Genomic DNA, 14,284 nt, shown 5'->3' on the forward strand with positions numbered 1-14,284 from the left:
TGATTTGGTATGTTGTATGTCTATAAATTGCATCGAGAACATTGCAATTAGATGCATGCCAATAGTAACGTTCTCGGCGCTCAGAGCGAGCGAAGCAACATATCTTTCTCCGTAGGAGCAAATTGCGTTATATTGAGGCTCTTGTACCCTACAGAAAAAGAGCAAGTTAAGAATGAAATCGATGGGAATCCGCGCACAGCAAAAAGAGAAGACACGTCGATCATTGATCGATGCGGCATTTAGTCAATTAAGTGCGGATCGCAGCTTTTCCAGCCTTAGCTTGCGAGAAGTCGCCCGAGAGGCAGGGATTGCACCGACTTCTTTTTACCGTCACTTCAAAGATATGGATGAGCTAGGCTTAACCATGGTTGATGAAGGCGGTTTGCTACTACGCCAACTGATGCGTCAGGCGCGTCAACGTATTGTGAAAGAAGGTAGCGTAATTCGTACCTCGGTCGAAACCTTTATGGAATTCATTGAAAGTAGTCCGAACGTTTTTCGTTTGTTGTTGCGTGAGCGCTCCGGCACTTCTGCTGAATTTCGTACCGCTGTTGCTCGAGAAATCCAGCATTTTGCGGCAGAATTAACCGAGTATTTAATGAGCACCGGCGTGACCAGAGAAGAGGCGTATACTCAAGCAGAAGCGTCTGTGACTTTGGTTTTCAGTTCGGGGGCTGAAGCTTTAGATTTAGATCGACGTGAGCGCGATGAACTCGCCGAGCGATTGATCATGCAATTGCGAATGATAGCCAAAGGGGCCTATTGGTATCGCAAAGAACGTGAACGTAACCGATTAAAAGGCGGGATAGAATAATGTCGAATGGAAATAAATCTGAAAAGAAAACGCTGATTTTGGCACTGGTTGCAGGTATGTGTGGTGATGCTTTGTTGTCATGGTTGACCATGAGTGAAGTGTCTTTTTCAATCTTCCCATTGATTGCACTCGTACTGGCTGTACAAGCTCTTTACCAAGAGTACCTAAATAATCCGGTATCAGAAGATATCCCATTAGTTGGCTTGGCGTGTTTCTTCGTAGGTGCGTTTGGTCACTCTGCGTTTATTAAAGCGCAATACCCAGAAGCAGGCTCAAACTTCTTCGCGATCATGGTTTCAATGATCTTACTCGCATGGATTGGTAAGAAGCTAGGTTTTGTCAGCAAGAAGACTTCTGCGGAATAAGCAAACGAATCAAATTAAAAAAAGCGAGCCATTGAGCTCGCTTTTTTTTGTCTGAAGCTGGTGGACTAAGCTTTACGTTCCAATAGCACGCCAGCTTCCATGTGGTGGGTAAATCGAACTCTGAATCTTGTAATGTCTTCCAAAGTCCAGGTTTGAATTTTAATTTATTGTTTTTATTTGGTTTTTAATTGATCATTGTCCAAGGGGGTCTTTAGCCGTACAATGAAAACTCGTCTTTTCCCGTACCCCACGCCGTACCCAGAGCCGTACCCAGAAATACAGAGGTTTTTCAGTCATGATCAAGCCAGTCGATAAAATTAGTACGAACGCCACACTGAAAGCATTGAAGCCACAAAACAAGGAATATTTAATTCCAGATAAGAAAATAGAAGGATTGAATATTCGCGTTCGACCAACGGGCACGATGACTTGGATCTTTCGCTTCCAGGCTGGTAACAAACACGAAAAAATTACCATGGGGCGGTATGTTAAGTTAAAACCGGAAACAGGGATGACGCTTGAACAGGCTCGAACAGAAGCAGGGCGTTACCGTAGCTGGTTGGAGAACAATAAAAATCCGAAGCAGGAACTGGCACGTGAACAGCGCGAGCAAGAGGAAGCAAAAACTTTTGATGATGCTTTTGCCAGTTTTGACGAGAAGCGTTTGTCCAAGCAGCTACGAGGAGAACAAGCGAGGGCAACCTATAACCGGGATATCAAACCATTTCTTGGTCACATCAAACTAGAAGAGTTGAGAATTAATGATCTTAATAAAGTATTTGATGCAAAGGTTGATGGGAATGGACAGCGAAAAGCGGGTGCGATTAGTGCATGCCATAAAATTATCAATCAGGTGATCAACCATGCACTAGCTTTGAATATGATTGGTGCACACCCTGCACCACATTTGAAATCCAAGGATGTCGGTGGTGGTTCTAAGGTCACAAAACGCAATTTGAGCTTTTCAGAATTGAAAACATTGCTAACAAGCTTGCCTTCTTGGCGTACAGAGCCCTCAAACGTCCGCCTAATGCAGTTTTTGCTCGGGTGTGGGCAACGTATTAGTGCTGTGCTTGAAATGCGTTGGAGTGAGGTAGATTTCCAAGAGAAGGTATGGTTGTTGCCAGCCAGTTCAAAAGAACGTCACACCAAGAGCCAAGAGAGCCGAAAAGTACCATTAAGTGATTACCTACTGGAACTTCTTAAAGAGCAGCGTGAGAATGTACCAAGCAAATGGAAACTTGTTTGGCCTCAGCTTATGGATGACAAACTTCAAGAACCCGCAGCAGTACGTGCGCTAATCAAGCGTAATTTACCGGAAGATTTTGAGCGCTTTTCGCCACACGATCTACGCCGCACCTTTATCAGCCGTTGTAGCGAAATGGGGCTGGATATCGTGGCGATTGAAAAGACGGTTGGTCACCAGCTACCAGGTATGTTGCGGGTATATAACCATCACGACTACCTTGAAGAGCAATTAGTGGTACTACAAGCATGGGGAGAAAAATTGCAAGCGTTAGATACAAGCAATGTCATTCCTCTAGAGTCGATGAAGTTTGCCTAAGCATTTGTACAATTCTTAGAGATTATTCTTACTAGTTTGGGGAGACTCTTTATCTGAGCGAAATTCAATCGTGGCTCTTTGACTATGTGGGATTAATGGAAGACGATACAGAGAATGCGTAAATAACTGATATTTATGGCATGTGTCCCCTTTATCCTGCTCATTGATAACATCAGCTATCATCTCTTTTAATTCTTAAACTCACGAGCTTAAGATTTAGGTTTACCAACGTACTAAATTCAGGTGTATCGCATAACTAGTCCTGAAAGTATCCTAGGCTTGTTCAGGGTAATGAGCGATCGCAATCACCGAAACGCGTAACATGTGGCTCTTTCGTGTCATCATAAGTTGTATATTTAATGACTCTTTAGTATTAATAAAGTCAACATTATAAATAGGTGATATAGCACATCTATAAATGTAAAATTCATAATTATATACGCTGACTTTTTTGCTGCATGTCGGAGGCCATAATGCACCTTCAATTAGGAAGATTGGGGATTCGCCTTGATGATCTTACTAAGTCTCTTGATCATCTTGAGACATACGTATTCATTAAAGATACACGATCCAGATATATCTATGCTAACAACCTAAGCCTAAGGTTAATGAACATTGATAAGGAAAGGTTGGGCGAAATAACAGACTCGAACTTTTTGCCAGAAGATACGGTTGAACTCATAAAGCATATCGATGCTAAGGTCCTCAAAGGTGAAACAACAAAGGAAGAGATTGTTATTAATGATACTAGTGGCAATCAACGGGTTTATCTTGAGGTGAAGTCACCTATTTGTCATCCCGAGTTTCCTAACGAAGTCATTGCCATTTTAGGTATTTCTACTGATATAACAAAACAAAAAGAACTTGAAAATAAGGCGTACCAACAGGCCCGAATAGATGAATTAACCAAGCTTCTTAACAGACGTGGGTTGATAGAATGTATGCAACAAGATCTAAAAACGAGAGTCAGTGAGAGCCGGTTTTCCACTTTGTTATTTATTGACCTGAATGATTTCAAAAAAATTAATGATGATCATGGTCATGCTGTAGGCGATCACATATTACGTGAGGTCAGTGAGCGTATGAAAAGCAGCCTGAGGAGTTCCGACCTAGTCGCAAGATATGGCGGAGATGAGTTTGTCGTATTTCTGAGAGGCGTTGGGAATAGCAATACAGAGGCGGAACACTACACAGAAGAGGTAATGTCGAGAATTGAAAATGCACTCGCAGCTCCAATAGATACCAGTAAAGGTAAGGTGCAGATAGGGACGTCAATAGGTAAGTATATTATTGAAGGAGTAAACTTTTCCCTAGAATCAGCGATAACCAAAGCCGACGAGAATATGTACTACGAGAAAAGCACGAGTAAAGAAGATATGCACTGAACTAAAGTTTCGCAGCTTATGTTTGACCTTACAGACCTATAGGTGAGTACGACTAGGCCGCGATGCACCTTTGCTGGTGTATTCACCTAACAGGAGGGCATATGAGAAATTGTCTTCAGGGGGGAATGTATCGGCATAACATTCAATTTGAGCTTGAAAGCGGTGTGGTGCTGCTGCTTACTTTTCTAGACCTAGTCGTTGATAGTAACCTAAATGCGAATGATTTTATCAAAATTGAAATATACGGTATTTCTTCGTAAGGAGTAATTTATTAAAGGGTTTATACATCCTGCAAAAGCCGGACACTGTTGTGCATTATGAAGTTACTCCTAGAGCGGAACAAAGTGCTCGTCAATGGTTCTATTCACACATCCAAAGCCAAGTCGTTTTTTTCAAGTTGCTGCCGTAGTAGCCAATATATCAGTTACTCATTTTACGCGTCGCACCACAGTTCCTCTGAACCATGCCAGAACGAGAATATGGGGGCTTATGACAACTTTTCAGATGGTTGCGTGAAGTAACAAAATTAGCGCAAGGGGCCGTTATTTACTAGACTGGTTGTATAAGTGTGAGGATGGCTGAGGAGACTGATCGTTGTCTAAGTTAAAAATGCTCGCGTGGGGAATACTAGCCACTTTGTTGGTGATAGCAGCTTCTTTTTTCTATTACGTTGAAAAAGAAAGTGTCATACCTGTGATCCATGAGTTCCATCTGGAGGAGTCTAGTGAATGATAGAAATTCACAAAGTATGAATATACTTGAGTTTTTTATTGGCATTGGATTAGGTATCACCTTAATTGCTTTTTTCTCTTTTAAGACTCAAAACAACCTTCTAGAAGCGGTAGAGAGTTCTCATGTTGCGCACTCATCAAGTATTATTCATATCAGAAATTATGTTTATTTATTAGACCGAAAAGATAACGATAAATCACGTAAGTTATTGAATAAGATAGAAGAATTAACTGGTGAGTTAAAGGGGCTATCCGAAGCATCCAATGATATTACTACTAGATTCCCCCAGTTTTTTTGGCTAGGAGATTCACTTTCTCACATAGTTGAAGCTTACGCCAAAACAGCAAATGAGCAGTTAGCTTTACTTGAGAATATAATCGAAGTTAAGCAAAAGACAAAAACAACGCCACCTCTAAATAAATTAGAGCGACTTGTTTTTTCAGAGTCCATGGACGAAGCCGCCGAACAAGCTCATGAACGTTTAATGAATAATATTTTTCTAACGAGTGAAGCGGCGGTTTATTCATTAATACTTTCCACTGTTTTAATGTTTTCAGTCATTGTTTTATATCTTAGTCACTACATAACTGAACTCAAAAATACCAAACTAGCTCTGCAAGCTGCTGTAAAAAAAGCCGAAGAGGCTAACCATGCTAAATCCATGTTTTTGGCAGCCATGAGTCATGAAATTCGTACTCCAATGAATGGTGTTATAGGAATGACTCAGCTGCTCATATCAGATAACAAAGACCCCAAGATTCAGGAGCACTTAAGCACGCTACTAGAGTCTGGTGAGCACCTTATGGTGATTATTAATGAAATTCTAGACTTCTCGAAGTTAGAACAAGGAAAACTAGACCTTGTTAAAGAAGACTTTGATGCTCGTCAATTAGTAATACCTGTAATAAATGCGTTCAATCCACAAGCTCATGATAAAGGTGTTCAGCTCACTTTTGACACTCAACAGCTTCCCAAGAACTTAGTTCTGAAAGGAGATATTGTTCGTATTCGTCAAATTATTTTTAACTTAGTGGGGAATGCAATCAAGTTCACTTCGGATGGTATGGTTAAAGCTGTAGTAAAGTATGACGTTAAAAAAGAAGAGCTCATCTTCCAAGTTTCTGACACAGGGATAGGCATTCCAAGCAAACGTTTAGAGAGTATCTTTAATGCTTTTGAGCAAGCTGAGATAAGAACAATGCATGACTTCGGAGGCACAGGGTTAGGTCTATCGATAGTAAAAAAATTATGCTTGGCAATGGGGGGTGACGTAACAGTTACTAGTAAGTTAGGTATCGGGAGTTGCTTTACTGCGACAGTTACAACTCCCGTAGGAACGCAAAGCAACTTACAAAAAAAATCCCTGTTACTAGCCGATTTTGAGGGGGAGCGTGTGCTGATTGTTGAGGATAACCGAGTGAATCAACTCGTTGCTAAGCGTATGTGCCAAAAACTAGGTTTTACCGTTTTTATCGCCTCTAATGGTGTTGAGGCGATAAAAAAGGTGCAGCAAACATCTTTCAACGTGATTTTAATGGATCATCAGATGCCTAAAATGGGAGGTATAGAAGCCACGCACATCATACGAAATGAGCACCTCTTTAAGGGGATAATTCTTGGTTGCACTGCTGATGTAACCGATGAGACAGCTGCGGGTTATATCAGGGCCGGGGCAAATCTTGTGATAACAAAACCTCTTAAGTTAGAGTCTTTGGCTGAAGCGCTTACGCAAAGCCGAGAAAACAAGAACTCTTTCAGGTGTTACGAAGCTATAGGTCATTAGCTTGTTCAACTATACTAGAAGTGAAGTACGTCCATCACATCAAAGCCTTTTCGTTAGGGGACGTGAAGTTAAGGGAAGTCACTTAACGCACGTTATCTATAGGGTTTGTTATACAGCTTCATTAAAATCGCGTTTGAATAACAACTAATACGACATTGCCCGCAACCATTGCAGAGTTCGTTGTTTATGTGTGGTAGTTCATCATCTTGAACGGAGATGGCATGCTGTGGACAAGCGGAGGCACATTGCTGGCATTCCGTCTGAAGGTAATTGTCGCAGCTTTGCGTAAAGTCTGGACGCAAGTTGATGTCTAGTGTTACAGAAGCATGCAGCGCGTCGCTAGGGCAGGCTTTGACACACTCGCTACATAAACTGCATTGGTTGTAATCGAGATTGAGCTGCGCCAGTTGAGCATCAAGCTCTATGACACTGTTTGGGCAAACTTTGAGGCATTCACCACAGCCGTCGCAAAGACGCACAAACAATGCCTCATCCACCGCATGAGGCGGGCGTGCTACGAGGCGCGGTGTTATTTCGGCTTGCTGAGTCCGTTTTACTGGTTGGCTGAAACGGCTCAGAAAGCCTCGTCGATTAGTATCGATAGATTCACTCATTCAAATAGATCTTCCTTTTCACTACTTCAATCTGTTGTTGTTGAATCAATGCGTTTAGCCATTTCGAGACGTCTTCTGCCAACCGCTGATAAAACAGATTTGGCGCTTTGTATCTGAGCTGCTCAAGATAGCTTGAGCCCCAAGGCATTAAATGCTCTCCGAGTAGCTCATATGCTGTTTGTGTTTGGTCTTGTTCAAGAAAGTATGCGCAGGCTAACAGCATTAAACCAAATTGATCTTCTGGCTCGCGTTGGCCTGAATCTAATTCGATACCGTTCTGCTGTAAAAATAATCGATATTGCGTGTTTGATTCACCGAACAATACCTGTTCTTTGTCTAAATATACCGATCCCCAAGGTGGGACTGGCATAGTACCCATTCCTTCGAATACCACGCTGAAATCATGTTCGAGTTGTTCTTCCGTTAAAGAAGTGAGCGAATTCAATGTTTCTGTTTGAAGAACATTTTCTGTTACTAAAGAACGTACCAACTCAACCGATTCTGACTTGCTTCGCTTGTAATAGAACAGTGTGCCTAATATCTTTAGCGTATGGATAATCATTTTCATTTCAATAAATTAGATTAACAATGTGTGTTTCTATTCTTTCATATTCACGCCAAGTTTAATCACAAAATTGACAATTTAAAATTAAATTAATATTCACTTTGATTTATATCAATAGTGGGTGCTCTCATCATTTTAATAGCACGAATTTAACCCTAAAGTGGTATGTGCAAGCAATGTTAAGGCATCCAATTATGACGAAGAATAAACAGCAATCTGACTTGATGAATCTGACTCGTCGCGGATTCATTAAAGCGAGTTCTGCGATAGGTAGTGCAGCGGCGTTAGCCAGTGGTATTAGCTTACCATTTAAGTCTAGCCCTGCACGCGCGGTAGAATCAGTAACAAGTGACGAGAAAGTTGTTTGGAGTGCATGCACAGTAAACTGTGGTTCACGCTGCCCGCTTCGCATGCATGTACAAAATGGTGAGATCAAATATGTTGAAACCGATAATACCGGTGGAGACGTATTTGGTGACAGTCCTCAAGTAAGAGCATGCTTACGTGGCCGTTCTATGCGCCGCCGGGTATATAACCCAGACCGATTGAAGTACCCAATGAAACGGGTAGGTAAGCGTGGTGAAGGTAAGTTTAAGCGCATCAGTTGGGAAGAAGCTTACGATGAAGTTGCCAAGACGATGCAACGGCTAATCAAAGACTACGGCAACGACGCAATTTATTTGAACTACGGTACGGGCACGCTTGGCGGGACAGTGACTAAGTCATGGCCACCAGCATCCACATTGATTGCTCGTTTAATGAATTTATGCGGTGGCTATTTAAATCACTACGGCGATTACTCCACAGCGCAAATTGCGGAAGGCCTCAGTCATACCTACGGCGGCTGGGCGATGAACAACTCGTTTTCTGATTTGGCCAGCGCAAAGCTTAATATCCAGTTTGGTAATAACCCTGCTGAGACTCGGATGTCTGGTGGTGGTTTGATCCATCACTATGTCGAGAGTAAAAATAAGTCCAACGTTAGAACCATTATTATTGACCCTCGTTACACCGATACCGCAGGCGGGCGTGAAGACCAATGGATCCCAATTCGTCCTTCTACTGATGCGGCATTAGTAGCAGGTTTAGCGCATGTGCTTATCACGGAGAACTATGTCGATCAGGCTTTCCTCGATAAATATTGCATTGGCTACGATGAGAAAACCCTGCCAGCGTCCGCACCAAAGAATAGCGACTACAAGTCATACATCTTAGGCTTGGGTGACGATGGGGTAGAAAAAACGCCGCAATGGGCTTCAAAGATCACAGGGATTCCTGTCGACACCATTATTAAGCTGGGCCGAGAAATGGGCGCAAACAAACCATGTGCCATTCACCAAGGCTGGGGTTTGCAACGCACGGCGAACGGTGAATTGGCATCGCGCGCTATTGCCATGCTTTCTCTACTGACTGGCTCGGTAGGTGTATCTGGTGGTTCAACTGGTGCTCGTGAGAGTGATATCAATATTCCGTTTGTGCGTTTCCCAACGGTTCCTAATCCAGTAAAAACCTCTATCTCGATGTTCTTGTGGACGGATGCAATTTATCGCCACCATGAAATGACAGATAAAACCGATGGTGTGAGAGGTGCAGAGCGCTTAGCGAATCCGATCAAGATGATTTGGAACTACGCGGGTAACTGCTTGGTTAACCAGCATGCCGAGATCAACAAAACTCATGAAATCTTACAAGACGACAAAGCGTGTGAAATGATTGTCGTGATCGACAATCACATGACTTCTTCTGCTAAGTACGCCGATATTATCCTGCCGGATTTAACCACTTCTGAACAAGATGACTGGGCAATGGACGGCAAAGCATCGAATGCGCCTTATTTCATCTACGCCCAGAAAGCGATTGAGCCTCAGTTCGAAGCAAAAAGTATCTACGAAATGTGCTCTGAAATCGCCAAACGGATGGGAGTAGAGAAAGAGTTTACTGAAGGGCGGACACAGCAAGAGTGGGTTGAGCATTTGTATGCGGAAACCCGCAAGCAAGACCCATCTCTACCAACCTTTGAAGAGATGAAAGAGTTGGGTATTTATAAGCGTCAATATCAGCGTGATTACATCGCTTATCAAGATTTTCGTAATGATCCTGAAGCCAATCCGCTTTCAACCCCAAGTGGCAAGATTGAAATTTACTCTGAAACACTAGCGAACATTGCCAAAGAGTGGACGCTAAAAGAAGATGAAGTGATTCATCCACTACCTATCTATGTGGATTCGTTTGAGGGACACAATGACCCACTAACAGCCAAGTACCCACTGCAACTGACGGGATTCCACTTTAAAGCTCGCTGCCACTCTACTTATGGCAATGTGGCATTGCTTAAAGCGGCGGCACGTCAGGAAGTATGGATTAATCCGATCGATGCCGAGGCCCGTGGCATCAAAAATGGCGACATGGTGAGTATTTTTAATGATCGCGGCGAAGTGTGGATTCCCGCCAAAGTGACACCACGTATCTTGCCTCACGTAGTCGCGCTAGGTGAAGGCGCTTGGTATGCACCCGATGGACAAAAAGTCGATCATGCTGGCTCGATTAACGTGTTAACGACTCAGCGACCAAGTCCACTCGCTAAGGGTAATCCGCAACACTCCAATCTGGTTGATATCAAATTGGCGAACAAAGCATAAGGTAGGTAAAGATGAAACAATACGGCTTTTACATAGATTCAAGTAAATGCACAGGTTGTAAAACTTGCCAGCTTGCTTGTAAAGACTATCGGGACTTGGACGTGAAGCGTAATTATCGTCGTGTGTATGAATACGCTGGCGGCGGCTTTGTCCAAGATGGAGATACGTGGATTCAAAATGATGTGTTCTCTTACTATTTGTCCATCGCGTGTAATCACTGCTCAAATCCAGCTTGCGTGAAAGTGTGTCCGTCAGGCGCGATGCACAAACGCCAAGAAGATGGTTTGGTGGTGGTAAACGAAGAGGTTTGTATTGGCTGTCAGCACTGTAGCAACGCGTGTCCGTATGGCGCGCCTCAGTTTAGCAAAGAGAAAGGCCATATGACTAAGTGCGATGGGTGCTACGAGCGCGTGGCTGATGGTAAGCAACCAATGTGTGTTGAATCTTGTCCGCTGCGTGCGTTGGAATTTGGGGAAATCCAGGTATTACGTGAGAAATACGGTACAACCGCTGATGTTGCGCCACTACCTTCTTCACACCTGACTTTGCCCAATATTGTGATTAAGTTGAACAAGAATGCTAAGCCAACGGGCGATACAACTGGCTACTTAGCAAACCCTAAGGAGGTTTAAGATGATTTTCCATGAGTATTCTTTAATCTTCTTTACGGTGCTGGCGCAAACGGCCGTCGGTGGTTACTTACTCGTTAGCGCGCGTGCGTTGGCCATGGGTTTTGATGAAGCAAAAATCAACAGTTACAAAGTGCCGATGTTTGCTCTGTGGGCGATCATGGGATTGGGCTTTCTGTTCTCGATCACCCATTTAGGTTCTCCGCTCCGCGCATTTAACTCATTTAACCAGCTAGGTTCAGCGTGGCTGTCAAATGAAGTGTTCTTTGGCGCTGCGTTCTTCGTTGTTGGTGGGCTACAGTGGCTGCTATCAGTACTGAATAAAGGCGGTGCAGCAGTTCAAAAAATCTTAATGATTGGCGCGATGGTTCTGGGTTGTATCTTTATGTATTCCATGGTGAATGTGTACATGATCAATACTGTTCCAACCTGGTTCAATATTTACACGCCGCTAAGCTTTGTGATGACAATGGTGGTCGGTGGCTTGTTGCTATCGCAGCTGGTGATCGTATCAGCCAAGGATAGCCGCTTTACTGTGGATCGTAATATCGTGATGTTGGCTGTTGTTGCGGTTGCGATTAGCTTGGTCGTGACGGTGGGCAAAATGAACCTTGTGAGTGAAGTACAAAGTTCAATTATTAAAGCTTCTGAACTGGTGGATGGACTTGGCGGTTATTTGAGTGTGCAAGTGGCTCTTCTGCTGGCTGGTCTACTCATTTGGGTGTTACCGATGATCAATAAGTCGAGTGTCAACCCAGTTAACTTAACCGTAGCGCTGGTGTTGATCTTAGCGTCTGAGTTGATAGGACGTGGCCTGTTTTACAGCTTACACATGACGGTGGGTTTCTAGGGCGTGTTGAGCTTTGCTGTACACATTGTTCTCAGCAATACATCGGTAGCAACATCATAGTAAACGCCAGTGATACCATGCTGGCGTATTTTCTTTCTAACTTGCCATATTTGGCTGATATTGACAGAGAGTGCTTAATCCTTGCTGAGGCATTCTCAACTTAATGTCGGAATGTATATAAGCACCAATCTACGCATTTTTTATCTATATCCTGACCATCGTTCCTTTTGGGAGTGAGGCTATCCTGACCTTTTGAACATACACATGCTTTCAGAGCTTCATTTTCATAACCTTAGCCTACGATAAAAAAACATAGCCCCATTATGCGCAGTGCTTAAGTATTAGGAAGGAGCAATCACCTTCCTCATACCTGATTTCAAGTATTTTGAAGAACAGAAGTCGGGGGCGAATTAGTTTTGATAGGTGGCTAGAGGTAGTTATTTCACGAGACTTCTGCTTCGTTTCTTTACCATCTGCCCTCAGCATCGTCAGCCGAGTGATATGTTGAGTTATTCCCTTCAAATTTCAGCCGACCAAAACTTTCACATAATACATCAAGAGCGATGTCGCTTTCTAAGATGGTTTCTACCGGTACTGCGAGAGTTTCATCGTCTGAGAAATCGTTAATATCCAGTTGATAGCGCTCAAAGCTGTGTTGTTCTTCGTCAGTTAAAGATGACTTAAGTTTGTGCTCAAATACTCGACCATATAACCAGCATTTGATATTTCCTAGTGAAAATTCAATAAGAGGCGCTTCACCATAAATCCCATCCATTCGATTGTTGGCTTTTAGCATAGAGTGAACCGTTAATATCATTGCCACACTGTATGATCTTCCTGCAACTTGTATTTCAGGACGCGCAAGCTCACACCAGTGATCCGAAGAAGATAGCTCGTACAGTTTATTGCTTCTAATCGTTGCTGCGTCAACGACCTCTTCGCGTAAGTAGGGATGAGAATGAGCCGTTCCAATGTATTGATAATCCTCGCCGAAAACTTTAGCGATATCTTTTTTTATTGAAAGAGAGAGTGGGTTCCATTCAACTGAAGAGCGTTTTCTTTTAGCTGATGTTTCAACAGAAACATGATTTATCGTACATTTAAATGGGTGGGCTTTATTCGCATATCCCCAAAGGTGGGCCGCTGTCTCTATGGAGACTGATTTGCTGCCCTCGTGCTTTATCGCATAAGCCTCTAAACCAGCCATGATTAGCTCAAATATCGCACTTTTACTGACTGAAATTGTCGCGGTCATTTTCTCTTTGTTCCTATTATTGACGGTTATTTTCTTAGTTTGATGAGAGGTAAGACACAAGAGTTATTGGGCGAACTCTACATGTTCTTTCAGTTTGTTTTTATAGCGCTCATAAAGCGAATCCCATACATCTTCACTTACCATGACTAGTGGTACGTACTCTTCAAAAATGACACCACTCTCATCAGGATAGGCAAGTTCGGTATACGAATAACTTGGACCATCTGCATAAAGCGCTTCCCAACACTCGATGCATTCTTCTTTAAACCATTCTTTGTTGATTGGCTCAGGATCGGCATTCAGGAGATGAATTAAGTTCTTAGAATGAAAGAAATTATGCGCTTCACTTTTAACATCAAACAGGTAGCTAGAAAATAGAGCAATGGCTCTTCCGTCCCATAATCTGTAGCGGTGGTACTGAGACGTATAATGCTCCTTTACTCGATCGAGAAGGTGACGTTCACATAAAGCGCTTAAGTCTTTGTTCCTCAATGTTGGGACTTCTGGAATTGGTTCAATGTCGTAAAAGCGTACATGACCAAACAAGTAGCGTTGAGTCAGCTTAGAGGCGATGGAATCGGCGGAACCTTTAAGTGCAATGTCGTTGCATGGCAGTTTTTGGGAAGAGTCTGTAATTTTGTTGGCCAGCGCCTTAACAATGTCTGAAGCGGTTGATTTGACTTTCTCAACCAATGTTAATCTTAAATAGCCTTGAGCTGAGCTGTTTAACATTCCCTTTCGTGTAGGAATAGAGGGTGGAGAGGAAAGCGTGAGTGCTGTTGCGGTGTCTAGTGATTTCAAGGTTGCTTGCTGGTCTAAGTCAACCTTTAGGTAATCACAGAACACTGCCAACTGCTCTTTAAAGTCGTTCAGTAGCTCTAGTCTTTCGTATTCTAGTTCTTGAAGTTCTTCTTTTGAAATATTCTGATTAGTCATAGCAGATATATCATCCATCTTAAAATGCATTTAGTTGCGTTAATATATACTCCCATCAATAAGAAGTCTGACGATTCTGACGGAAACTTAAGTCGTTTCTGCTTAATGACAAAAATATGCATTTTAGTTTATAAAGAATATTGTCAAGTAAGG

General features: G+C 42.8%; 13 protein-coding genes. 9 read left to right on the forward strand and 4 right to left on the reverse strand.

Annotated elements, in window-relative coordinates; genetic code table 11:
* Positions 1–172 precede the first annotated feature (172 nt).
* From fabR to R8269_RS15680, 6 genes are all read left to right on the forward strand, one after another.
* Positions 173–814 carry an HTH-type transcriptional repressor FabR gene (gene fabR / locus R8269_RS15655; protein WP_005378632.1) on the forward strand — a complete coding sequence of 214 codons (642 nt, stop codon included), beginning with the start codon at positions 173–175 and terminating at the stop codon, positions 812–814.
* Positions 814–1,179: a YijD family membrane protein gene (locus R8269_RS15660; RefSeq protein ID WP_005378634.1), complete on the forward strand. Its 366-nt coding sequence runs from the start codon at positions 814–816 to the stop codon at positions 1,177–1,179. Before fabR ends, R8269_RS15660 begins: the two co-directional genes overlap by 1 nt.
* A gap of 295 nt (positions 1,180–1,474) precedes the next feature.
* Complete coding sequence (locus R8269_RS15665) at positions 1,475–2,743, forward strand: tyrosine-type recombinase/integrase (protein WP_257897040.1); 1,269 nt, start codon at positions 1,475–1,477, stop codon at positions 2,741–2,743.
* A 473-nt stretch (positions 2,744–3,216) separates the two neighbouring features.
* Positions 3,217–4,128 (forward strand): GGDEF domain-containing protein, encoded by a 912-nt coding sequence (locus R8269_RS15670; protein ID WP_253652343.1) that lies wholly within the window; start codon positions 3,217–3,219, stop codon positions 4,126–4,128.
* Positions 4,129–4,229: 101 nt separating this feature from the next.
* A complete protein-coding gene (locus R8269_RS15675; RefSeq protein WP_318104966.1) occupies positions 4,230–4,388 on the forward strand; it encodes a hypothetical protein in 159 nt (52 codons plus the stop codon).
* A 464-nt stretch (positions 4,389–4,852) separates the two neighbouring features.
* Positions 4,853–6,643: an ATP-binding protein gene (locus R8269_RS15680; protein WP_258489821.1), complete on the forward strand. Its 1,791-nt coding sequence runs from the start codon at positions 4,853–4,855 to the stop codon at positions 6,641–6,643.
* Positions 6,644–6,735: 92 nt separating this feature from the next.
* Here the strand turns inward: R8269_RS15680 and napF are convergent, their stop codons facing one another.
* Positions 6,736–7,257 (reverse strand): ferredoxin-type protein NapF, encoded by a 522-nt coding sequence (napF, locus tag R8269_RS15685; protein WP_253652346.1) that lies wholly within the window; start codon positions 7,255–7,257, stop codon positions 6,736–6,738.
* Positions 7,250–7,819: a molecular chaperone TorD family protein gene (locus R8269_RS15690; RefSeq protein ID WP_262674809.1), complete on the reverse strand. Its 570-nt coding sequence runs from the start codon at positions 7,817–7,819 to the stop codon at positions 7,250–7,252. Before R8269_RS15690 ends, napF begins: the two co-directional genes overlap by 8 nt.
* 197 nt (positions 7,820–8,016) lie before the next feature.
* On the opposite strand from R8269_RS15690, the gene R8269_RS15695 reads away from it, so the two are divergent.
* From R8269_RS15695 to R8269_RS15705, 3 genes are read left to right on the forward strand one after another with little or no spacing between them, the layout of a single operon-like run.
* Complete coding sequence (locus R8269_RS15695) at positions 8,017–10,461, forward strand: DmsA/YnfE/YnfF family dimethyl sulfoxide reductase (RefSeq protein ID WP_262674808.1); 2,445 nt, start codon at positions 8,017–8,019, stop codon at positions 10,459–10,461.
* A gap of 11 nt (positions 10,462–10,472) precedes the next feature.
* The gene (locus tag R8269_RS15700) at positions 10,473–11,093 is read left to right on the forward strand and encodes a DMSO/selenate family reductase complex B subunit (protein ID WP_005393756.1); all 621 of its coding nucleotides are present in this window, start codon (positions 10,473–10,475) and stop codon (positions 11,091–11,093) included.
* Position 11,094: 1 nt separating this feature from the next.
* The gene (locus R8269_RS15705) at positions 11,095–11,940 is read left to right on the forward strand and encodes a dimethyl sulfoxide reductase anchor subunit family protein (protein ID WP_086046846.1); all 846 of its coding nucleotides are present in this window, start codon (positions 11,095–11,097) and stop codon (positions 11,938–11,940) included.
* Between the two features lie 466 nt (positions 11,941–12,406).
* Here R8269_RS15705 and R8269_RS15715 read toward each other — a convergent pair whose 3' ends face one another.
* Positions 12,407–13,147, reverse strand: a complete 741-nt coding sequence (locus R8269_RS15715) for a hypothetical protein (RefSeq protein ID WP_318222588.1) — start codon at positions 13,145–13,147, stop codon at positions 12,407–12,409.
* Positions 13,148–13,258: 111 nt separating this feature from the next.
* Entirely contained in the window at positions 13,259–14,131 is an 873-nt protein-coding gene (locus tag R8269_RS15720; RefSeq protein WP_412079956.1) for a hypothetical protein, read from the reverse strand.
* Positions 14,132–14,284: the final 153 nt, after the last annotated feature.

The sequence above is a fragment of the Vibrio sp. Vb0667 genome (assembly GCF_033391095.1).